The sequence below is a fragment of the Parabacteroides sp. CAG:2 genome (assembly GCF_000436315.1).
Lineage (GTDB): Bacteria > Bacteroidota > Bacteroidia > Bacteroidales > Tannerellaceae > Parabacteroides > Parabacteroides distasonis.
The window spans coordinates 1-21,238 of the sequence record NZ_FR885321.1; the positions used below are offsets into that span (position 1 = coordinate 1).

Here is a 21,238-nt window from a genome sequence, read left to right on the forward strand (position 1 = left end):
AGGAGTCAGTCCGTAAGGGGTGACTCCTTTTTTTGGTATATATCCTCTCTGCCTTTTTCTATTTTTAGGTGTACTTTGTTGTTCGGATGGATAAGAAATTGTAATTTTGTGCTTTTGTAATAGCTAAGAACCTCATATGGATACTGAAAAGAAAGAGAATAAAGAAGTAAATAAACTTTCGCTACTTATCGTAGCAGTTATAGTATTGGTACTGATTATTGCTGGTGCCGGTTATTATATTTATCATCAAAAGCAGCAAATGACTGATTTGGTGGAAACCTTTGATCTTGAGAAAGAATCTTTGGAGGATGAATATAATGAATTGTCTCTTCAATATGAAGGTTATAAGTTTAGCGTAGGCAATGATTCCCTTGTTGCCCTATTATCTACGGAGCAAGCAAAGGTACAACGTTTATTGGAAGAATTGCGTACGGTGAAGGCTACGAATGCGAAGGAAATAGCTCGCTTGAAAAAGGAATTGGATACCTTACGTAAAATCATGCGTAACTATGTTGTCCAAATCGATTCCTTGAATCGTGAGAATGAGCAATTGAAGGTTGAAAAGAAAGAGGCTGTTCAGAAATATCAGAGGGCTACTTCACAAGCTGCTACCTTGAAAAAGGAAAAAGAGAAATTGACGGAAAGAGTAACGTTAGCTAGTCGTTTGGATGCGACGGATATTAACGTGACTCCTGTGAACTCTCGAGGTAAACTCGCTAAGCGTATTAAGAAGATGCAGCAATTCGTCGTGACTTTCAAGATAGCGAAGAACATTACCGCTCCTGTCGGCGAAAAGATGGTATATGTACGGATCATGAAACCGGATGACGATATATTGGTGAAAAGCCGTGCGGATGTATTCGCTTTTGAAGGAAAGGAAATCAATTATTCTATGAAGAAAATGATAGAATATGAAGGTGAGGAGGTGGCAGTGACCATGTATTGGAATATCGAGGAATTCTTATCTCCGGGTACTTACCGTGTGGATATTTTCTCTGACGGTAATTTGATCGGACAGAAGAGATTTACCTTGGATGATTAACTATGAAATTATCTCCCGACTTTGAGAAGTTCCTAAGTTTTATTCCGGAGATTCTGTCTCGAGATGAATCTTTCCTAAAGGATTTGGAAAGTTGTACTCGAGGTGTGACAATCCGGAAAGGGGATTATTTGATTCGTACGGGCGAGTTGTGCCAAGATGCCTATTTTATTAATAAAGGGCTTTTTATCAATCAATATATTAATGAGAATGGGAATGAATGCGTAACCGGTTTCTCCTCGGATAGTATGTACCCTTTTGTTTCTACAATAGGTTATTTTACACAAGTCCCTTCCGAGTTTGAGGTGAAAGCTATCGAGGATGGTGAATTGCTCTGTTTTTCCCGGACGGATATCGAACGTTTGTCGTTGGGATATCCAGCTTTCGCTACCTGTTATCAGAATGTGATGCTGATGATTATTTCCAAGCTCTATTCAATGTTCGCTGTCCGTCAAACCTGTAAGGCGGAAGAATTCCTGAAATATCTTTATACGAACCACCAATGGATCGTAAGCCGGGTCCCTGATAAATATATAGCTCAATATATGGGGGTTAGTGATTCTTGGTATTGTAAGTTGAAGAAACGTATCCTTTATTGAATTAGTTCAATTTTATATTCGCTTTAAACCTATACTTTTGTGCGGGTTTTTATATTTTTGTCACATAGGGAATATGATGGCATTATATAGGTAGGTTAAAACGATATAAAGATGAAACGAACTATCTTACTATTAACATTTGTAGTCACGGTGAGCTGTATGCACGCTCAGCGAATGTTGACATTGGAAGAGTGCCGGAATCTGGCGATCCAGAACAATAAGGAGCTACAAATCTCTGGCGAAAAGATCAAGATGGCGGATAACGAGAAGAAAGCCGCTTTTACCAAGTATTTTCCTCAATTATCGGCAAACGGTGCCTATATGTGGAACCAGAAGGATATAAACTTACTGGACATGGGCGCTTTGTCCTCATCCTTGAGCTCTTCTTTAGGTGGCTTGGCCCAATTACCGATGATCCAACATTTGATGAGTGGGGTGAACGATATGCAACATTTGGATGTGCAGAATATCTGGGTGGGTAATGTATCGTTGGTACAGCCTGTATTCATGGGTGGGAAGATCGTTAATTATAACCAAATCACTAAGTTTGCCAAGCAATTAGCGGAGTCAATGAATAATTTACAGTTGCAGGACTTGATTTATAAGACTGACGAAACCTATTGGCAGGTCATATCTTTGGTGAATAAGAAGAAATTGGCGGACGCTTATGTGGATTTGCTCCGTAAGATGGATAGTGATGTGACCGCTATGATCTATGAGGGAGTCGCTACCGAGGCCGATGGTCTTTCTGTCAAGGTGAAACTGAATGAGGCGGAGATGGCTCAGACTAAGGTTGAGAATGGTCTGGCTTTAACCCGAATGCTTTTAGCGCAAATTTGTGGTCTGTCTTTAGAGGAGGATTTATCGCTTGCAGACGAGAAGCTGGATAATTTTCCGGTAGAGACAACACAAGCCTCGGCCGATCTGAATGAGGCTTTCATGAATCGTAATGAACTGAGAAGTTTGGATCTGGCAACGAAAATCTATAAGCGAAAAGAACGTATTGCTTTGGCAGAGATGTTGCCTAATGTCGCTTTAGCGGCGAATTACTTCGTCACGAATCCGAATGTTTTTAATGGTTTTAAAAATGATTTCGCCGGTATGTTTAATGTCGGAGTTATGGTAAAGGTACCCTTGTCCGGTTGGTGGGAAGGCACTTATAGGCGTAACTCGGCGAAAGCGGAAACGCGCATAAAAACACTGGAATGGCAGGATGCTCGTGAAAAGATCGAGTTGCAGGTAAATCAATCCGTTTATAAAGTGAATGAAGCGGGCAAAAAGTTGATCGCTTCTTCCCGTAATATGGAAAATGCGGAAGAGAATTTGCGGCGTGCGAATTTCGGTTTTGAGGAAGGGGTTATCCCGGCTTTGAACTTAATGGAGGCGCAGACAGCATGGGTTTCTGCTCGCTCTAGTTTGATTGATGCTCAAATCGAGGTGAAATTAACAGAAGTTTATCTAAGCAAGGCTTTGGGTAAACTGTCCGCAAATGAATAAGAGTAATAACAAATAAAAATATACACAGAGATGAACGAGAACAAGAAGTTTTCTATCAGTAACATGATGTTAGCTTTTATCACGGTATTGGTCGTGATCGGATTGGTAGCCTTGGCGGGTTTCTTCCTGCTTACACCGCCTGACGATATTATAATGGGGCAGGCCGAGGCCACCCAAGTTCGTATCTCCGGTAAGGTTCCCGGACGTATCGCTTCTTATCGTTTTGGCGAAGGCGATCAGGTAAAAGCCGGAGATACTTTGGTCTTTTTAGATACGCCCGAGGTTATGGCGAAGCTGAAACAAGCGGAGGCGGCTCGTGCGGCAGCGGAGGCGCAGAACGCTAAAGCGATTAAAGGAGCCCGTGAACAGGAAATCACGGCCGCTTATGAGATGTGGCAAAAGGCGCAAGCTGGATTAACTATCGCTAAGAAATCTTTCGATCGTATTCAGAATTTATACGAGAAAGGGGTGATGTCCGCTCAAAAAAGAGACGAGGTGGAGGCTAATTATAACGCTATGGTAGCGACAGAGAAGGCTGCCCGTTCTCAATATGAGATGGCAAAAGAAGGTGCCCGTAAGGAAGATAAGGCTGCCGCTGCCGCTATGGTCCAACGTGCGGAAGGTGCTATCGCCGAAGTGGAGTCGTATGTGGGCGAGAGCGCTTTGGTGGCTCCGATTGACGGGGAGGTTTCAGAACGGTTCCCGGAAGTCGGTGAGTTGGTTGGTACAGGCGCTCCGATCATGAATATCTCTGATTTAAATGATGTATGGGTAACTTTCAGTATTCGTGAGGATCTGTTGAAAGATATCAAGATTGGCTCGGAAGTAAATGCTTTTATACCGGCGTTGGGGGACCTACCGGTGAAGTTGAAAGTCTATTATATGAAGGATATGGGCTCGTATGCCGCATGGAAAGCGACAAAGACGAATGGACAATATGACTCGAAGACTTTCGAGGTGCGTGCTCGTCCGTTGGAGAAAGTCGCTGATCTTCGTCCGGGAATGTCCGTGATCTTAAAGAAAAAAGGGAAAGAGATCGTATGACCTATAAAGAAAGTTTGCATAGAATCTGGCTTATCGCGAAGCGTGAGGTGCATCGGCTGGTGGCTCAACCGATTTACTTCTTTTGTATGCTGATCGCTCCGGCTATCTGTGTCATTTTCTTTGTATCGTTGATGCATGAGGGATTGCCGACCGATCTGCCGATAGCAGTGGTGGATATGGATAACTCCGCTACCTCACGCAATTTGATTCGCCAGTTGGATGCCTTTGAGCAGACAGAGGTGTATATGAAAACCATGTCGTTTACCGAGGCTCGTCAGGAAATGCAGAAAGGGAATGTATATGGAATTTTTTACATTCCATCCGGTTTCGCCGTGGACGCCACATCTGGAAAGCAGCCCCGGTTGTCTTTCTATACGAATGCTACCTATTTGATCGCCGCTTCCTTGCTGTTTCGGGATATGAAAACGATGTCGGTATTGGCGGGGGCCGCTGTGGGTTTACAGACCGGACAAGCTAAAGGGTATACCGAAGCGCAGATCATGGGACAGCTACAACCGATCGTGATCGATACGCATCCGATCGGCAATCCGTGGTTGAATTATTCGGTATATTTGAATAATACGGTTTTGCCGGGTATCATTCAGTTGATGGTATTTCTAGTGACAGTATTCAGTATCGGTACGGAAATTAAATATTCCACATCCCGTAAATGGTTGGATATGGGAGGGAGTTCTATCGCAGTTAGTTTGTTGGGAAAGTTATTGCCGCAGACGGCTATTTTTACGGTCGTAGGCTTTATGTATTGTGCGGTGTTATATGGATTTAATTCTTTCCCGTTAAATAGCGGTTGGTTTCCGATGCTTTTGGCGATGTTTTTGCTGATTATATCCTCTCAGGCGGTAGGCGTATTTATGATCGGCGTATTACCGACTCCCCGTTTAGGGCTTAGCTTCGCCAGCCTGTTCGGAATGATCTCGTTCTCCATTGTCGGATTCTCGTTTCCGGTACAAGGTATGGACCCTACGTTGCAAGCGTTGGCTCGTTTGTTCCCTTTGCGGCATTATTTCTTGATTTATGTCGATCAAGCCTTGAACGGGCGGGCGCTATTCTATACGTTGGGCGAGTACGCTTGGTTGTTGGGATTTCTGATCTTGCCGTTCCTTATCGGGCGGAACTTGAAGAGGGCGTTGTTGGATTTCAAATATCTACCGTAAAAACTGTATGTGATGAAAAGAGAACATCGTTTACGATATATCATAAAGGAAGGTCTTCTGGATACGTTTTATATTTGGAAGGATGAATTGAGAAACGTGTTTAAAGATGCGGGGGTCATGATTTTCTTTTTCTTGGTGCCTTTCGTATATCCGCTGCTTTATTCATTTATATATAATAACGAGGTAGTACACGAGGCGAAGATGGTGGTGGTAGACCAAAGTGATTCCTATTTGAGTCGTGAGTTTACCAGACGGGTTAACGCCACGCCAGATGTGGAAGTAGTGGGTGTTTGTCCGGATATGGCGGAAGCAAAGAAGATGTTGGATGAGAAGAAGGCCTATGGAATTTTGCTCTTTCCCCCGGATTATAGTAAGGACCTGCATGAAGGGCGACAGACAACCGTCTCGTTGTATTGCGATATGAGCGCCTTATTGTTTTATAAGGCTTTCCTTTTGGCGACGACAGAGGTGTCATTGGATATGGGTAAGGAACTTCGGATGCATAATAATCCGTCGTCTACGGATAAGATGGACCAGATCACGGTAGACCCGATCCCGTATGAATCGGTAGCGTTGTTTAATTCCCAGAATGGCTTTGCCAGTTTCTTGGTACCGGCTATCTTGATCTTGGTATTGCAACAGACCTTGATATTGGGTATCGGAATGTTGGGAGGAACGGCCCGGGAAAAGAACCGCTTTCATAGTCTGGTGCCTATTTGCCGGCATTTTAATGGAACTTTGCGTATCGTGTTCGGCAAGTCGCTGACTTATCTTTTGCTGTATGTGGTGGTTTGCATCTGGGTATTGGCTATTGTCCCTAAGTTATTCTCCTTACCTCAGGTTGGTGAGCCACTGACTATTTTGTTGTTTTTACTGCCTTACCTGTTTGCCTGTATTTTTATGTCTATGACGCTATCTGGATTTATGACGAGTCGTGAGTCGCCCATGTTGGTATTCGTTTTCACGTCTGTCATCTTGTTATTTATCTCGGGTGTCTCTTGGCCGGAGGCGGCTATTCCTCCGTTTTGGAAAGTGGTGGGTTATTTGTTTCCTTCTACTCCGGGTATCCAGGGATTTATTCGTATCAATACGGCAGGCGCTTCCTTGCATGAGGTGGCGCATGAATATCGGGTATTATGGATTCAAGCGGGCGTATATTTCATCTTGTCTTGTATCATTTACCGTTATCAGATCATACGTAGCCGCAAGATGATTATTAAGCAATATCGGTATATGAAGATGCGACGGATGTTGCGAGAGAGAGAATAATCCCTCGTTTAGGTCTACCCTAATCGCTCATTTAGGGTGTCCCTAAACGGGGGATTAGGGTGAGGGTAAATGTGTGATTAGATTTTAACTTTCGGTTTATACATATCCTCAGCCGTCAGGCCACATTCTTTCATCATGCGGATACTGTAAGACAGATCGCTGACGTTTGGTGTCACGTTGTTACTTCCAAACGTGAATTTAACGCCGGCGGCTTTCGCCTTCATAATGATCGCTTTATTTGGAATGTTGTATAGTTCGTTGATCTCTAAAGCTTTTCCGCTTTTAGCCAATGCCTCGACGAAACGCTTCATGCGGGCCTCCGTCCAGAACTCGTCAAAACGCTTATCCATCGGAGATGGCAAGAAACAAGGATTTACATAGATATCTACCGGCTCTTCCAATACGGAGCAGATACGATCTACGATCATGTCCATATATTGCTCCTCATTCTCGATCCAAGTCTCTTCCGGAATCCATAGGCGGGTACGGCGACCTTTATTGTCCTTGAACGTCAAAGCGTCCGTAAACACATAGTCGAATTCTTTAAGAGTCTCGGGAGAGAATGTGGTTATCCATTCGCGTCCTTCCGCTTGCATACCAAGGATGAAAGGCTGTGAGCGCATCTCATTTAGGTAATCCATGACTTGTTGGTCGTTCGTGATCGGGAAACCGATGCCGCAGTTCGGTGCGATCGTATAATTGATACCGGTCTTGCGGGATTGCTTAGCGGCAACTTCCTTGGTTAATCCACCTTTTAAATGCACGTGGTAATCCAATACAGGGAAATCCGATTGATGTAATTTTATGATCTCGTCATTTTGCTCATCGTTAGCTTCCGCCAATTGTGCGTTGATATCGATCGTGGATTCATCAATTACGTTCACGGTGATGTTCTTGATCTGGATCTCACCGCTACCATCACTCTCTATGCCAAATGTCCCTTCCGATAATAAGGCATAGGTGTTAGCGTCCGTACGATACGGTGCGGTCGGTTGGATATACTCTACAACCGGTTCGCCGTTTATATTTACATCGATCTCTTGTCCGGCAACCCGGATATCCATCTTGAACCATTGATCTTCTTTTACGAAGCTTTTGGTCAAATTCCTCACGGAAACAAGACTTCCTGTCATTTTCCACCAAACCTTATCAGCCCGGTCATTATTGATAGCGATACGATATCCTTTCTTCAAGTTCGGGTCCGTATGGAACCAGACGGCGCCTTTGCCTCCCGGGGTAGTACGTAAATCAAGGGTCAGATCGAAGTTTTTGTATTTGCCGTTTTTCAGTACGACCAGCGCATCCGTACCTTTCAAGGTCATTATGTCGTCTTGAACGGAGACATCGCCTGTCATTTTCCATTTGTTACTATCTTTGCCATCGAATAAGGTGCCACTGCCAGAAACACTACAGGCTGTGGTCAGGACAAAGAGAAGGCCCATCGCTAGAATTGATAATTTTTTCATGATATAAATGATTTAAGTAATAATATATCCTCCAAAGATAACGAAAATTAAAATACAATGTCCTTTTTGAAGATTTTAACTTCCATAAAGATATAAACCTAAGAATATAGTCTTACTTTTGTAAAAATTCTCAATCAAACTTAATTAATAGTACTATGCAGAACAGACGTAATTTTTTGAAGCAAGCCTCTTTGATGCTTGCGGGTGGGTTGGTAGCCCCGCAGTTATTATCTTCTTGTGGCGGTAAATCAGGACAAGCTGCCGCTACAGCATCGGAGTCTTCTAAATATATAGGGCTTCAATTGTATTCTTTAAGAGACCTTGTAAAAGAAGAAGGTATCCAGAAAGTCTTGGAAACCGCCGCTAAGATGGGTTATAAGAATCTGGAGACAGCAAGCTATGATAACGGTAAGATTTACGGTTTAGCTCCCGCTGAATTTAAGAAAATGGTGAATGACCTAGGTATGAAGTGCACGAGCGCTCACCTTGGACAGGCCTTTACGAAAGAAAAAGAAGCCGAGGTTATGAGTTGGTGGGATCAAGCGATCGATGCTCATAATGAGTTAGGCGTTAAATATATGGTTCAACCGTGGATGCCGGTTAACGATAAGACTACATTGGATGACTTGAAGATGTACTGTGATTATTTCAACACGGTTGGTTATAAGACCGCTGCCGCTAGTATCGCATTCGGTTATCATAACCATGACTTCGAGTTCCGTAAGATTGACGATCAGTTGATTTATGATTATCTGTTGGATAACGTAAGCCCGAACCACGTATTCTTCGAGATGGATGTATACTGGGTAATGATGGGTGGCGGTGATCCTGTCGCTTACTTGAAGAACCGTCCGAGCCAGTTCAAGGCTATCCATATCAAGGATGAGAAAGAGATCGGCGCAAGCGGTAAGATGGATTTCAAGCCTATCTTCGATCAAATGTACGCTAATAACGTAAAGGATTGGTATGTTGAAGTGGAACAATATACTAACAATGATCCGGTTGCCAGCGTTCAGCAAAGCTATGATTTCTTGAATAAGGCTGATTATGTGAAATAATCCGTTCGATGATAAAAAAGAAGAGGCTACTTCATTATCGGGTAGCCTCTTTTTTTATGTTCGCTTATTTGGAATACTCGTTCAATCGGGTGGATTTCGCAAGCTCGATGATTTGTTTCCAATCTTTAGCTAAGTTTTCCATATCCGGATATAGTAAATCCGCTCCGGCATCTAATAAAACTTGATCGGGGAGAGGTCCGGTGTTTACGGCTATCGTAAAGATATTGGCTGCCACGGCAGCTTCTACTCCCATGGGAGCGTTCTCTACCACAAAAGTTTCATTAGGCTTCGCATGCGCTTTTTGAAGTCCCATTAAATAAGGTTCGGGGTGTGGCTTGCCATATTTCACGTCGAAAGCCGTAACCATTTTCTCTCGGTTGAAATGTCCCGGATAGGTATGGTTTAGCTTATCGATCAAGCTATGTTGGCCGGAACCGGTGACAACCAATCGTTGCAGTCCGGATGCTTCCACTTCTTTTAGAACCTCTGCGGCGCCGATCATGGGGGCACCGTCATTATAGGTATTGAATAGATCCGCTTTCTCTTTATAGATCGTTTGCTTCTCCTCGGCGGTAGCGTCTCGTTGGAAAGTGCGTTGGTATAGCTCGTTGATCGTGCTTTCCCCAGTACGTCCTTCGAACATATAAAAGTCTTCCGGCCGAGAAGTTAGCTGATGGAGGGTCGCTACCTCATGCCATGCCCGTGCATGAAAACGCATAGAGTCATATAATACACCATCCATATCGAAAAGAACAGCTTTGGGAGAAAGGGATTCCTGCCTGTGTTTACGCAGATATCGGATAATCGCTTCTTGAATCATGTTATTACCTTCTTAAAAACCAATACAAAGGTACGTAATAAATCGGAATTAACAGAAATGGGAGGAAAGCTTCTTGAGATTAAATAAATATGATATATAATGGAATTTCATTTTATGAAACAAAAATGGTTTAAATGGGTGCTTACTTTTGATCCACCTACATGTACACCCTAACCGGATTGATAAATTCTATAATTATCTGGATGAGTTGATAGATGTATTGAAAAATAAGGGATATAAATTTATTTCGTTGAGATAATTAATCAATAAATTATGACGTAGTTCGGTGAGAACTCTAGTAAGCGCATTAATAACGAATTTTCAAAGGCTATAACTTGCTATGAATAAGTGATATCATAATACTGTATACTATTTCTTATTAATTATATTTCTACCAAAGTCTCACTTGTCTATCTGAAAGGGGTTCAATTATACCTACATTTAGGTATATAATATTTCTGTATACATTGATTTTTAATATATGATATTTTGATATTCCCCAAATATTCATATATTTGCAATGATTAAACAACTAAGTTCTCACCGGACTCTTTTCTGGTGAAGAATGGTATATTTATTATCTAGTATGAATAGAGGAGAATTAGTACAATCTCTTGTGGAAGAAACAGGATTGCCGAAAAATGTTGTTAGAACCGTAGTGAATGCGTTACCGACTGTTGTGGCGAAAGGAATACGGGAAGGAGAATCTATTTCCATGAAAGGATTTGGATCTTTTGTACCTTGGCAACAATCCGAGCGATTGGCACGTAATCCGAAAACAGGGGAGGAAGTAATGATTACTCCACGTGTCTCGGTCAAATTCAAGGCCGGGAGCGATTTACTTAAAGAATTAAATGAGTAATAAAAAACTATTCAAACGAAAAAACGGTTTCCTCGTGATGAGAAAACCGTTTTTTTATGGGATAAATCGTATTATAAACGTGCTTTGATAGCTTCGCTTTCTTTCTCGTATCCCGGCTTATTCAACAGGGCGAACATATTCTTCTTATAAGCCTCGACACCCGGTTGATTGAATGGGTTAACGCCCAACATATAACCACTGATGCCACAAGCTTTCTCGAAGAAATAGAACAACTGACCAATATAGAACGCACTTACTTCCGGCATAGTTACCTTGATATTAGGAACGCCACCATCTACGTGAGCTAACTGAGTACCTAACTCAGCCATCTTGTTTACCTCGTCTACATGCTTGCCTGCCAAGAAGTTCAATCCATCCAAATCAGCCTCGTCTGTAGGAACCAATACGCTATGATCTGTAGCTTCCACGGAGATAACCGTTTCGAAAATCGTACGCTCACCGTCTTGAATCCATTGACCCATGGAATGCAAATCGGTTGTCAAATCTACAGATGCGGGGAAAATACCTTTACCGTCTTTACCTTCGCTCTCTCCATAAAGTTGTTTCCACCATTCTGCGATATAATGCAATTTCGGATGGAAGTTAGCCAAGATCTCAATCTTTTTACCGCTCTTATACAACTCGTTACGAGTAGCGGCATAGATAGCGGCCATATTATCAGCGAAAGGAACGCTCGCGTCTGTAGCTTTTTCCATGGAAACAGCTCCAGCAACCAAGTCGCGGATGCTGATACCTGCCACGGCGATCGGAAGCAAACCTACCGGAGTTAAAACAGAGAAACGTCCACCTACGTTATCAGGGATGATGAAAGTCTTGTAACCTTCTTGATCCGCCAAGGTACGCAAAGCTCCTCTCTTAGCGTCCGTGATAGCTACGATACGATGTTTAGCCTCTTCCTTGCCAACAGCATCTTCCAATTGTTTCTTCAAGATACGGAAAGCCAAAGCCGGCTCTGTAGTCGTACCAGACTTGGAGATATTGATAATACCGAATTGCTTACCTTTCAAAACTTCGCTTAATTCATAAAGATAATCCTCTCCGATATTGTGTCCGGCGTATAACATAACCGGGTTTTTGCGGTCGTTTTGCAACCAGTCGAAGCTGTTGTTTAACGCTTCTACTACCGCTTTGGTACCCAAATAGCTACCACCGATACCAATGGCTACGACCACTTCACATTTAGAACGAAGCACGTTCGCCGTATTCTCGATGTCGGCCAACTCTGTGTCCGTGATAGAAGAGGGGAGATGCAACCAACCCAAAAAGTCGTTACCTGCTCCGTTACCGTTATGTAATGTGGCAATACATTCCATTGCCTTGGCCTCTTGAGCGTAAACCTGTTCCTTGGAGACAGTGCCCAGAGCCTTGTCGATGTTTAAACTGATGTTTTTCATATGCTATTTTATTTAAACGTTTCCGTTAATTGACGAATGACCGTTGTTGGCGATTTCTTCTCGTACAATATATCATAAACTGCGTCCAGTATCGGCATGTTCACTTTATATTTCTCATTGATCTCACGCATACACTTGGTTCCATAATATCCCTCGGCGATCATTTCCATCTCCAGCTGCGCTGTCTTCACGGAATATCCTTTACCGATCATGGTTCCGAAAGTACGGTTACGGCTGAACCGGGAATAAGCGGTAACCAGCAAATCGCCAAGGTAGACGGAGTCGGTGATATCCCGCTCCAGCCCGTGTACGGCGTCCACGAAATTACGCATCTCCTCAATAGCGTTCGAGATAAATACGGCTTGGAAGTTATCGCCATATTTCATCCCATGGCAAATACCGGCGGCGATAGCGTACACGTTCTTCAGTACGGCGGCGTATTCGATACCGGTCACATCCTTACAGAAGGAATTCTTTAAGTATTGATTCTTGAAAACGGGGGATATCGTACGGACCTTCTCGATGTCGGAACAAGCCAACGTAATGTACGAGAGCCGCTCCAGAGCGATCTCTTCCGCATGACAGGGACCACCGATAACTGCTATATTTTCTGTCGGAACCTTGTAATACTCCGCGAAGTAATCCGTAATCAACATATTCTCATCCGGTACGATACCCTTGATCGCCGAGATGATAAACTTATCTTTCAAAGAGGTCTTCACCTTCTTCAAATGTTGTTTCAAGAAAGGGGAAGGCGTAGCGAAGATCAAGGTATCCGAGTCCTTGATCGCTTGGTTGATATTGGAATAGAAGTTTATCTTGTTCGTGTCGAATTTCACGGCGGTGAGGTAACACGGGTTGTGTCCCAACTGCTTGAACTCCTCGATACGATCGGGCCTACGCATGTACCAGTTGATACTATCTTGAGTTGAAAGTACGATCTTGGCTAAGGCGGTAGCCCAGCTACCACCTCCCATTATCGCGATTTTTCCGGGCAAATCCATCGTATCACGCTTTTATTCTCCTACATTGGCTATCCAAGCTTCTATTTCTTGGATCGTAGGATTTTGCAGTTCTAACTTATATTTTTTATTAAGCTCACAAAGCTCTTGTCTTAATTTGTTGGCGTTCGCTTCTTTCAGCGTGTCAACCGTCAGGTAGCCGGCTTTCTGCAAAGCGGGAACCCACTCCTCGGAAATACCCAAGGCTACGTATTTGTCGGCGTTATCTTTCTTTGCGGTTTTCTCCGGACGCATTTGCGGGAAAAGCAATACCTCTTGGATCGTTGTCTGTCCGGTCATCAACATAACCAGACGGTCGATACCGATACCGATACCCGACGTAGGAGGCATACCGAATTGAAGGGCGCGTAAGAAATCTTGATCGATGAACATCGCCTCGTCGTCCCCTTTCTCGCTCAAGCGTAATTGCTCCTTGAAACGTTCTTCTTGGTCGATCGGATCGTTTAGCTCGCTATAAGCGTTCGCCAATTCCTTCCCGTTTACCATCAACTCGAAGCGTTCGGTCAATCCCGGTTTGCTACGGTGCATCTTAGTCAGCGGGCTCATCTCAACCGGATAGTCGATGATGAAGGTCGGCTGGATAAACGTACCCTCGCAGAACTCCCCGAAGATCTCGTCGATCAATTTACCTTTACCCATCGTATCGTCGATCTCCATCTTCAATTCCTTGCAGATCGTACGGATCTCGTCCTCGCTCTTACCTTCCAAGTCGTAACCCGTCTTTTCCTTGATCGCCTCCAAGATCGGCAAACGGCGGAAAGGAGCCTTGAAGCTGATTGTCTTACCGTCGATCGTGCTCTCGCTCGTACCGTTCACGGCGATACAGATACGCTCCAACAGCTTCTCAGTGAAGCTCATCATCCAGTTATAGTCTTTGTATTGGACATAAAGTTCCATACAAGTGAACTCCGGGTTGTGCGTACGGTCCATACCCTCGTTACGGAAATTCTTACCGATCTCGTATACACCCTCGAATCCACCGACGATCAATCGTTTCAAATACAACTCGGTAGCGATACGTAAATATAAATCGATGTCCAAGGAGTTATGATGTGTCGTGAACGGACGTGCGCTAGCTCCTCCGGCGATAGATTGCAGGATCGGAGTCTCTACCTCCGTATATCCGGCCTCATCCAAAGCGGTACGCATGGTCTTGATGATAGCCGCACGTTTCATGAAAATATCTTTTACGCCATCGTTTACTACCAAATCCACGTAACGTTGACGGTAGCGAAGCTCCGGGTCATTAAAACCGTCGTAAGCGACACCGTCCTTATATTTAACGACCGGTAGCGGACGAAGTGATTTAGACAAAACTGTCAATTCTTGAGCATGAACGGAAATTTCTCCCATCTGAGTACGGAAAACGAATCCCTTGATCCCGACGAAATCACCGATATCCAGTAATTTCTTGAAAACGACATTGTAGGTGTCCTTATTCTCATCCGGACAAATATCGTCACGGGAGATATAGACCTGTATTCTGCCCTCGGAATCCTGCAATTCCATGAAGGAAGCCTTACCCATGATACGACGGCTCATGATACGGCCGGCGATACTTACCGGGCGTGGCTCAGCGTCGTCTTTGAATGTCTCTTTTATTTCTTTGGAAAATGCGTTCGTTACATACTCAGCTGCGGGATAAGGCTCTATCCCCATCTGACGCAACTGCTCCATGCTATTACGTCTTATTATTTCCTGTTCACTCAGTTCTAATAGATTCATTATGCTATTATTTTGTATAATACGGCGCAAAAGTACAAAATATTTCTGATTTATGCTGACTTATGTGGTAAAAGGTTGAGGTCACCGATCTTGTTTGTTCATGGATAAAGTATCTTAGGTTCATCGGTAAAGTATCTTAGGATCCTTGGTGAAGTATCTTAGGTTTGTAGGCCAATGAACTTAAGACCCAATAATTTTATCTTTCATCACTAAATACAATTCTCTATTTTGAATCCAAGGTTGAACTTTTCTCGAAGTTCCTCTTTGGAATAGTTTACTACTTCATTCATATCATGCATCGCTTTTTCGCTATGTATCCTTGAACGGAACATCCCATTTTGATCCCGGGGATGAGACAAATGGAATAAACAGCCCTCACTCCGATAAATCCGGTAGCCAAAACTCAACCAACGGTAATGTCTTTCTCCGTCCTCCAAGCCCCAGCCATAGAAATCCTCATTCTCCATACCCGCTTGCAGGTATTTTTCCGTTTGGGCGAAGACCGCTCCCCCGACTGCGCCTATCACTCCCTCTACTGTGTACAAAGAGTTCATCTTTGCTTGATTTTTTTTTAGGAAATCTAAGTCACGATGGAGCCAATAATGTTCCCTCAATATATCTGACGTATCTAAAAAATTACCATCATATGGATAAGCGACATCAGAAGTCCTAGTTCTAAGCTGTTTCACCGCATCCAATATTTGAAGGTGGTCCAGTATCACATCTGCGTCCCAAATACAAACAAGTGGAGTATCAACCTGCTTTGCGAGGATATTCAAGTATTTGGTCTTGTAGAATACAGGATCTTTATCCACGAGGAAAGTGTACTTCACCGTATCATCTTTTATTAACGAGGGGATAATCTCATTTTGGTATGATGAGGCCTCCAGAATTAAGATGCGTGTCCGGAAATAACGTACTATTGAGTCCACGGACATCAACAGGTTCTCCAAACGGATCATGGAATCGATCCGTACGGGAATAATAAATGTTGTATCTGTCAAGTCTATTCGCATAAATATCTTTGCTTAATGTTTAACAATGCCAACACCGTACCGGGGAAACCATTCAGCAATCCTCGGTGTATATTATAGTAGTATTCGTTCTCCATTAGGGCATCCCAAGCGTCAGACGAGATGATCCGATCGTAAATTAAGTGCGGATTGAAAGGAATAGTGTATTTAGGAAAGTCCTTGTTTAATCCCTCCAACAAGAAATATAGAGAAGCGTATCCATTGCTGATATAGATATCCCTGCCTTTGATCTCTCTATTATATATTATGTCTAGGTTGATTGATTTTCTTAGTTCGTCCACATATCTTTGCCAATCCGGCGAACAATCCCGTAAAGGTAGCATGCCCCATAACAGATATAGTCGGTTTAAATGCAGATGAGGCAAATGGGAGAACATATACAGAGATAGTTGTTCCAGAACCTTTTGTATCCGATCCTTGTAAAAATCATATTGTATAAGACAGGACAGGGTTTTCATCAATATCGGTACGTGATATTGGTAAATGGAAAACGTATAGGATTCCTCGAAAAAGGAGGCGTCTATCAAATCGGCCAATTGATTAACTAACTTGATTGCTAAGCCCTCGAAAGGGAAACGCTCATTATCGTTTGTCTGGATTTCCAGCCTTTTATAAATGTAATATAAGAAATGGATGAGTTGAGACAGGGAATACCTAGATTCCATATTTCCGAAAACCAGCTTCTTGAATAGCAAATCATCGATACCACTTAGTAAATCATTAATATCACCGTCTACAAATTGCTTTTTTACAATATAATCCAATCCTAACGCAACTCCGCATAAACCTTCCTCCACGGTAAGTTCTGCGTTTTTAGAGAGAGCGTTTTCCAAGAGATCGTCCAGCAATCTCTCAGCCTTCTCTTTATAAATAGCTTCTTGCGTATAATCATACAAATGGTATAAATAGATGAGTAATCCCATTTTGCCATGAGCCAATCCGAAAGGGTAGCTTGTATGTAATGAGCCTATCAAATGCTTATTTAGCGAATCTATTTGTGATGCTAATTTATTCATAGTACTTAATTTATTAAATACGACATATCCTTTAACTCATATTCTTCCGGCAATAAATAACCATTTATCAGAATTGTAGGAGTGGAACTTATCGTATTGCGTTTAACCCATTCGTTTTGTGCTTGTATGTTGGCTAACATTTCTTTGTCATTTAGATTTAACTTGTATCTCTTATAGCAACCTTCTCTTTTATGACGCTCTTTTGTATACCAGTCGGACAGGAATCGTAAATAATCTGATTCCTTATTTAGTAGATACATGGAGGTTAGTAGCATAGCGCTAGGTTCTAATTCCTTGCTAAAAGAGGTCAAGACGATTTGTATGCAAATCTCCTCTTTATATTCTTTAAGTAACTCTTCTATTTGGGGATGTAACCTTGCGCAAGGGGCACAATGTGGATTCGAGATAATGGTAATCCATTCCTTGGCATCCGTATTTCCCAATAATATTCCTATATTTTTATCAATGTCATATTGAGGCTGTTCGTTTAATAAGCTCTTAAATACAGAGGCATTCAGTTTTATGCTGCTAAGTTTATTGTTGCTTCGTTGGATTTGCTTTTCTTTTACGTATAATGTAACAGTAAAATGGAGCGATAGAATGACGAGCCCATACACGCATCCAATGGTAGTGAAATCAAATAAATCCCATTGATTGAAATCCATGCCTATCGCAAATAGAGAGATAAGAAAGGTGATCCATACGGTAGCTTGTACAGATAAACATAAAGCGCACCATTGTTTTACCCTAAATTTTTGGTACCATACGCTCCACGCTGTATAAGGTAATGCGATTATATTCAGAGTCTCTGCATATATAACATATTGGGGCAACAAGGCGATAAACAATATTGCGGAAAGAAAATATCCTAAGCCGAAGACACTCCAACTGATCCCCAAGAAATGAGATGCTTGGGAATCCAATGTCCCGTTGCAATCACTGGATTTCAAAAACAGGGAACAAATTTTGTTGACATATTTATCCGAGCCTAAGATCTCTCGAGAAAGCAGGATACCGCAGAAAGATGCTCCGATCACATTAACACCCCATAACCCCCAGATTCCTATCTCCATTCCTCTGTTGGTGATAAGGGCACACCCTATTAATGATAGAAGTAATGAAACGAAACATGCGATTACTATCCGCTGTCGTAAGTATTCCTTTCTATGCTCTTTATAATCCGGTTCAATAGATTCATCGGTGGATTCGAAAAGAAGGACGATTCCTGACCATCGTTCCAAGAATACCGGGATAGATAATGTGATGTTTTTACCTCGCCATGAATAGATGATTGCCTCGGTAGAAACATGTCGCACCAATACAAACTCATGATCTACGTAAGCCACAAAGGGTACATCCAATGAGGATAAGTTTTCTTGTGTTTTTTGAATTTCGGCCGCTACATTCTCTATATTATAATAACGTAGCATCTCGGACAGTCCAAACAGATTGTTTTTGTGTGGATGGCTCTCGTAGAATCTTATGGTAAAATCTTCCGTGTGCTTTATCGATAAGATTTCTAAAATTTGGATGAATAGATTGTCATGTTCCATTGCTTTAGGTCTTTAATGATTACCTTAGTTTACCAATGAACAACACCGGGTTACTCTCCTCGTCCAGTCCGGGGAAACGCCTTGCGAACTCTTCCTTCTTCAAAACGTCTTCCGGATACATCAGCATGGCGCACCAGCCCTCATCTAACGAGAAGAACTGTTTGGGCAACCACCGGAAGTTGTCATCGAACTTGATGTTCTCTAAAACTCTTGCGTTCCCGTCTTTTTTGTCGATTAAGGCTATTCCGTTCAGGTCATCCCTTTTTCCCTTGAAGGAGAGTAATATTGTTTCCTTTGATTCCACGTAATCCGGGATATGCCCGATGTATCCTTTCTCTGTCTCCTCCATTACTATTTGCACATAATCCTTTCCGTCTTGTGCCCAAAATCCCGCTGGAGGAATTTTATTGTCGATATTTATTCGATATCGAATTTTAGTGCTATCCATTGTACACTCAAGTATCTCATTGCCTTGATAGCCATGAGAGAGGATATGCCCCTCAAAACGTTCGAACGAATTTGTGTATGAGCTGATATATTTGTTCGCTTTTTCTATGGAATCATACGAGTTGATAAGATTTCCGCTCTTTGGGTTGATTATCCTGTAACGCGACTGCCCCTGTATAGGCATGTTTTTTATAATGTATGAGCTGTCATTAAATTGGGTGATAGCCTCTATATATCCTATATTTTCATGATCTGCCCATTTGCGAATAAATTTGAACGAATTAGAATAAGTCGTAATATCGTTCGCAGAAGAAATCAAAATATCTCCATTAGGCCATATTGTAAAATTTCCTAAGAAGAAGTACGATTGAGGATCTTCTCCCTTTTTATATAAATAGCGTTTGATTTTTCCATATTTATCCCATATGATTAATTGATTTCCCGAGCCTATGTAGATATCTTCTTGATAGATAACAATGTTCTTGATATTGTAAAGTTCTTCTATCAATGCGTCATCCCTTGTTTCCAAGGGGACATACCAATATTCCTCAAATACTTCATTCACATCTTTTTCTACCCGATGTGAGAGTGGAATGAAGTACTCGATTATTTCGTTCTTACTATTATCTTTCACTCGATCCTGGTTACAACTGATAAGTAAAAGGGGGATTAAAAAGAAAAGATAGATCATGGTTGTATATTGTTTTAAGAAACAAGGGGTTGGCGGTAGGAGGTGACCTCTGCTAAAGCCAACCCTTTCTTTTGTTGTTAACCTCCTACGGTATTGCAGTTTTGTACTCCTCCAAGACCATTGCATTTATCTTGACATTGAGAACAGTTAGAGGCATCAATGGCATTAGAACTGTTCCAGCAGTGGCAATACGCACTTCCTCCCCCTAAGATTTTCATCATTTGCTCTTTTGGAAGAACTTTACCTTGTTGGTTTAGTACGACTTTTGTCAGTTTTTTGAGTTTGTCCATAATTTGAAAGATTTAAAAAGTTAATAGATGTGTAATGCTTTGATATTTACAAAGAAAATTAAAAAATATCAAACATGGGGTATATTATGTCTTTTTTATTGTTGTTTAATGTATATTGTCTTTCTATTGGTACAGTAGAAAATTAGTGGAGATATGTATATAAGTTAGCTATGCGAACTCGATTGTTCTGTCCCATGTTTAATTTGTTCGAGAAATGACTTGTTGTATTGATGTAATTTGTTATGTAATAGTATTTTATGTAATAGCGTAAGCCATAGGCACAAAGCCTCCCAAATGAATAACTAATCACTTCCCAAGTGAATAACTAACGGCTACCCCTAACCGTTAGTTATTCACTTGACAAGCCATTAGTTATTCACTTGACAAGGCTCAAATTATATATTTGGATACTCCAAAAAGATTATCGGGTGAGCCTGTTTTGATGTTACGGGGATCATCTTTAACGGCTGTGCTGTAAAACATGTTTTAATGGGAATTTTGGCAGATTGCCCTAAGATGGCAAAGCTGTAAATAATCACGGTATAACTTCCCTTCTTGAAGAATATATACTTCAAGTGGCATAGGATATATACTTCATAGCCCAAGTAAGTATATCTTCTATCGCAGGTATGTCACTGATTTGCTACTGACCCGAAATAAGGCCGCACTCCTTCCGGCAGGAAGAAACGGATATCCTTGCCGGTTTGGTAAGCGTTACGGATAAATGTGGAGGAGATTTCCATCAAGGGAGCGTCTACCTTTTTCACGTTCGGATAAATGGTTGGGATCGAGATATCGAATCCTAGGCGGGGATAAATCAGCAGTTTGTAGTTTTGGAGTATTTTTTCATATTCTTTCCATCGGGGAAAAAGCTGCCAGTTATCGGCTCCCATGATAAAATAAAAGTCCCTATCCGGATAGTTGCTGGATAAGGCTCGCAAGGTATCAATGGAATAAGAAGGTTTCGGCAGGTGGAACTCAATATCGCAGACCTTGAATTTCGGATATCCGTCAATGGCGGCTTGGACCATTTCCAACCGTAGTGAGTCATCTAGCAAGTCATCCTTTTTCTTCAGCGGATTATGAGGCGTGACCACGAACCACACCTCATTCAGTCCCTCGAACTCACATAGCCAGTTCGCCAAGGCGAGATGGCCTATGTGAATGGGATTGAACGATCCACTGTAGATGCCGGTCTTGAGTCTCATCCGATTTA

At 42.2% G+C, this 21,238-nt stretch carries 19 protein-coding genes; 8 read left to right on the forward strand and 11 right to left on the reverse strand.

The features are described from left to right. Window positions 1-136 precede the first annotated feature (136 nt). The 6 genes from QVP94_RS14175 to QVP94_RS14200 all read left to right on the forward strand — a co-directional run bounded on the left by QVP94_RS14175 (window position 137) and on the right by QVP94_RS14200 (window position 6,623). Window positions 137-1,042, forward strand: a complete 906-nt coding sequence (locus QVP94_RS14175) for a DUF8429 coiled-coil domain-containing protein (RefSeq protein ID WP_005861467.1) — start codon at window positions 137-139, stop codon at window positions 1,040-1,042. A 2-nt stretch (window positions 1,043-1,044) separates the two neighbouring features. Next, on the forward strand, window positions 1,045-1,638 hold the full coding sequence (locus tag QVP94_RS14180) for a Crp/Fnr family transcriptional regulator (RefSeq protein ID WP_005861469.1): 594 nt from the start codon (window positions 1,045-1,047) through the stop codon (window positions 1,636-1,638). 111 nt (window positions 1,639-1,749) lie between these two features. Further along, window positions 1,750-3,135 (forward strand): TolC family protein, encoded by a 1,386-nt coding sequence (locus QVP94_RS14185; protein WP_005861471.1) that lies wholly within the window; start codon window positions 1,750-1,752, stop codon window positions 3,133-3,135. A gap of 30 nt (window positions 3,136-3,165) precedes the next feature. Next, the gene (locus QVP94_RS14190) at window positions 3,166-4,179 is read left to right on the forward strand and encodes an HlyD family secretion protein (RefSeq protein ID WP_005865742.1); all 1,014 of its coding nucleotides are present in this window, start codon (window positions 3,166-3,168) and stop codon (window positions 4,177-4,179) included. Further along, the gene (locus QVP94_RS14195) at window positions 4,176-5,354 is read left to right on the forward strand and encodes an ABC transporter permease (protein ID WP_022192864.1); all 1,179 of its coding nucleotides are present in this window, start codon (window positions 4,176-4,178) and stop codon (window positions 5,352-5,354) included. Before QVP94_RS14190 ends, QVP94_RS14195 begins: the two co-directional genes overlap by 4 nt. Window positions 5,355-5,366: 12 nt before the next feature. Continuing rightward, entirely contained in the window at window positions 5,367-6,623 is a 1,257-nt protein-coding gene (locus tag QVP94_RS14200) for an ABC transporter permease (protein ID WP_022192865.1), read from the forward strand. 77 nt (window positions 6,624-6,700) lie between these two features. Here QVP94_RS14200 and QVP94_RS14205 read toward each other — a convergent pair whose 3' ends face one another. Then, window positions 6,701-8,089: a DUF1080 domain-containing protein gene (locus QVP94_RS14205; RefSeq protein ID WP_022192866.1), complete on the reverse strand. Its 1,389-nt coding sequence runs from the start codon at window positions 8,087-8,089 to the stop codon at window positions 6,701-6,703. 155 nt (window positions 8,090-8,244) lie between these two features. Between QVP94_RS14205 and QVP94_RS14210 the strand changes: the two genes are divergently transcribed. Beyond that, on the forward strand, window positions 8,245-9,147 hold the full coding sequence (locus QVP94_RS14210) for a sugar phosphate isomerase/epimerase family protein (RefSeq protein ID WP_005865752.1): 903 nt from the start codon (window positions 8,245-8,247) through the stop codon (window positions 9,145-9,147). 64 nt (window positions 9,148-9,211) lie between these two features. Here the strand turns inward: QVP94_RS14210 and QVP94_RS14215 are convergent, their stop codons facing one another. Next, on the reverse strand, window positions 9,212-9,967 hold the full coding sequence (locus tag QVP94_RS14215) for an inorganic diphosphatase (RefSeq protein WP_022192867.1): 756 nt from the start codon (window positions 9,965-9,967) through the stop codon (window positions 9,212-9,214). Between the two features lie 586 nt (window positions 9,968-10,553). Here QVP94_RS14215 and QVP94_RS14220 point away from each other — a divergent pair. After that, a complete protein-coding gene (locus QVP94_RS14220; RefSeq protein ID WP_008774141.1) occupies window positions 10,554-10,829 on the forward strand; it encodes an HU family DNA-binding protein in 276 nt (91 codons plus the stop codon). 71 nt (window positions 10,830-10,900) lie between these two features. Here QVP94_RS14220 and QVP94_RS14225 read toward each other — a convergent pair whose 3' ends face one another. The 9 genes from QVP94_RS14225 to nadD all read right to left on the reverse strand — a co-directional run bounded on the left by QVP94_RS14225 (window position 10,901) and on the right by nadD (window position 21,230). After that, a complete protein-coding gene (locus QVP94_RS14225; RefSeq protein WP_022192868.1) occupies window positions 10,901-12,244 on the reverse strand; it encodes a glucose-6-phosphate isomerase in 1,344 nt (447 codons plus the stop codon). Between the two features lie 8 nt (window positions 12,245-12,252). Further along, on the reverse strand, window positions 12,253-13,248 hold the full coding sequence (locus QVP94_RS14230; RefSeq protein ID WP_005861487.1) for an NAD(P)H-dependent glycerol-3-phosphate dehydrogenase: 996 nt from the start codon (window positions 13,246-13,248) through the stop codon (window positions 12,253-12,255). Between the two features lie 12 nt (window positions 13,249-13,260). Beyond that, on the reverse strand, window positions 13,261-14,991 hold the full coding sequence (gene lysS / locus QVP94_RS14235; RefSeq protein WP_022192869.1) for a lysine--tRNA ligase: 1,731 nt from the start codon (window positions 14,989-14,991) through the stop codon (window positions 13,261-13,263). A 209-nt stretch (window positions 14,992-15,200) separates the two neighbouring features. After that, window positions 15,201-16,007 carry a galactosyltransferase-related protein gene (locus QVP94_RS14240; RefSeq protein ID WP_022192870.1) on the reverse strand — a complete coding sequence of 269 codons (807 nt, stop codon included), beginning with the start codon at window positions 16,005-16,007 and terminating at the stop codon, window positions 15,201-15,203. Next, window positions 15,998-17,041, reverse strand: coding sequence for a glycoside hydrolase family protein (locus QVP94_RS14245; protein WP_022192871.1), 1,044 nt, complete (start codon window positions 17,039-17,041; stop codon window positions 15,998-16,000). The genes QVP94_RS14240 and QVP94_RS14245 overlap by 10 nt, the downstream gene beginning before the upstream one ends. Before the next feature lie 5 nt (window positions 17,042-17,046). Further along, window positions 17,047-18,594, reverse strand: a complete 1,548-nt coding sequence (locus QVP94_RS14250; RefSeq protein ID WP_022192872.1) for a thioredoxin domain-containing protein — start codon at window positions 18,592-18,594, stop codon at window positions 17,047-17,049. A gap of 19 nt (window positions 18,595-18,613) precedes the next feature. Beyond that, window positions 18,614-19,606: a DUF4934 domain-containing protein gene (locus QVP94_RS14255; RefSeq protein ID WP_232044490.1), complete on the reverse strand. Its 993-nt coding sequence runs from the start codon at window positions 19,604-19,606 to the stop codon at window positions 18,614-18,616. Window positions 19,607-19,809: 203 nt separating this feature from the next. Then, window positions 19,810-20,022, reverse strand: a complete 213-nt coding sequence (locus QVP94_RS14260; RefSeq protein WP_005865774.1) for a hypothetical protein — start codon at window positions 20,020-20,022, stop codon at window positions 19,810-19,812. Window positions 20,023-20,654: 632 nt separating this feature from the next. After that, window positions 20,655-21,230 carry a nicotinate (nicotinamide) nucleotide adenylyltransferase gene (gene nadD / locus QVP94_RS14265; protein WP_022192874.1) on the reverse strand — a complete coding sequence of 192 codons (576 nt, stop codon included), beginning with the start codon at window positions 21,228-21,230 and terminating at the stop codon, window positions 20,655-20,657. Window positions 21,231-21,238 lie beyond the last annotated feature (8 nt).

What these genes read in the sequence shown, in the direction of transcription:
- QVP94_RS14175 (WP_005861467.1), top strand. Translation starts at nt 137, where the DNA reads ATGGATACTGAAAAGAAAGAGAATAAAGAAGTAAATAAACTTTCGCTA.
- QVP94_RS14180 (WP_005861469.1), top strand. Translation starts at nt 1,045, where the DNA reads ATGAAATTATCTCCCGACTTTGAGAAGTTCCTAAGTTTTATTCCGGAG.
- QVP94_RS14185 (WP_005861471.1), top strand. Translation starts at nt 1,750, where the DNA reads ATGAAACGAACTATCTTACTATTAACATTTGTAGTCACGGTGAGCTGT.
- QVP94_RS14190 (WP_005865742.1), top strand. Translation starts at nt 3,166, where the DNA reads ATGAACGAGAACAAGAAGTTTTCTATCAGTAACATGATGTTAGCTTTT.
- QVP94_RS14195 (WP_022192864.1), top strand. Translation starts at nt 4,176, where the DNA reads ATGACCTATAAAGAAAGTTTGCATAGAATCTGGCTTATCGCGAAGCGT.
- QVP94_RS14200 (WP_022192865.1), top strand. Translation starts at nt 5,367, where the DNA reads ATGAAAAGAGAACATCGTTTACGATATATCATAAAGGAAGGTCTTCTG.
- QVP94_RS14205 (WP_022192866.1), bottom strand. Translation starts at nt 8,089, where the DNA reads ATGAAAAAATTATCAATTCTAGCGATGGGCCTTCTCTTTGTCCTGACC.
- QVP94_RS14210 (WP_005865752.1), top strand. Translation starts at nt 8,245, where the DNA reads ATGCAGAACAGACGTAATTTTTTGAAGCAAGCCTCTTTGATGCTTGCG.
- QVP94_RS14215 (WP_022192867.1), bottom strand. Translation starts at nt 9,967, where the DNA reads ATGATTCAAGAAGCGATTATCCGATATCTGCGTAAACACAGGCAGGAA.
- QVP94_RS14220 (WP_008774141.1), top strand. Translation starts at nt 10,554, where the DNA reads ATGAATAGAGGAGAATTAGTACAATCTCTTGTGGAAGAAACAGGATTG.
- QVP94_RS14225 (WP_022192868.1), bottom strand. Translation starts at nt 12,244, where the DNA reads ATGAAAAACATCAGTTTAAACATCGACAAGGCTCTGGGCACTGTCTCC.
- QVP94_RS14230 (WP_005861487.1), bottom strand. Translation starts at nt 13,248, where the DNA reads ATGGATTTGCCCGGAAAAATCGCGATAATGGGAGGTGGTAGCTGGGCT.
- lysS (WP_022192869.1), bottom strand. Translation starts at nt 14,991, where the DNA reads ATGAATCTATTAGAACTGAGTGAACAGGAAATAATAAGACGTAATAGC.
- QVP94_RS14240 (WP_022192870.1), bottom strand. Translation starts at nt 16,007, where the DNA reads ATGCGAATAGACTTGACAGATACAACATTTATTATTCCCGTACGGATC.
- QVP94_RS14245 (WP_022192871.1), bottom strand. Translation starts at nt 17,041, where the DNA reads ATGAATAAATTAGCATCACAAATAGATTCGCTAAATAAGCATTTGATA.
- QVP94_RS14250 (WP_022192872.1), bottom strand. Translation starts at nt 18,594, where the DNA reads ATGGAACATGACAATCTATTCATCCAAATTTTAGAAATCTTATCGATA.
- QVP94_RS14260 (WP_005865774.1), bottom strand. Translation starts at nt 20,022, where the DNA reads ATGGACAAACTCAAAAAACTGACAAAAGTCGTACTAAACCAACAAGGT.
- nadD (WP_022192874.1), bottom strand. Translation starts at nt 21,230, where the DNA reads ATGAGACTCAAGACCGGCATCTACAGTGGATCGTTCAATCCCATTCAC.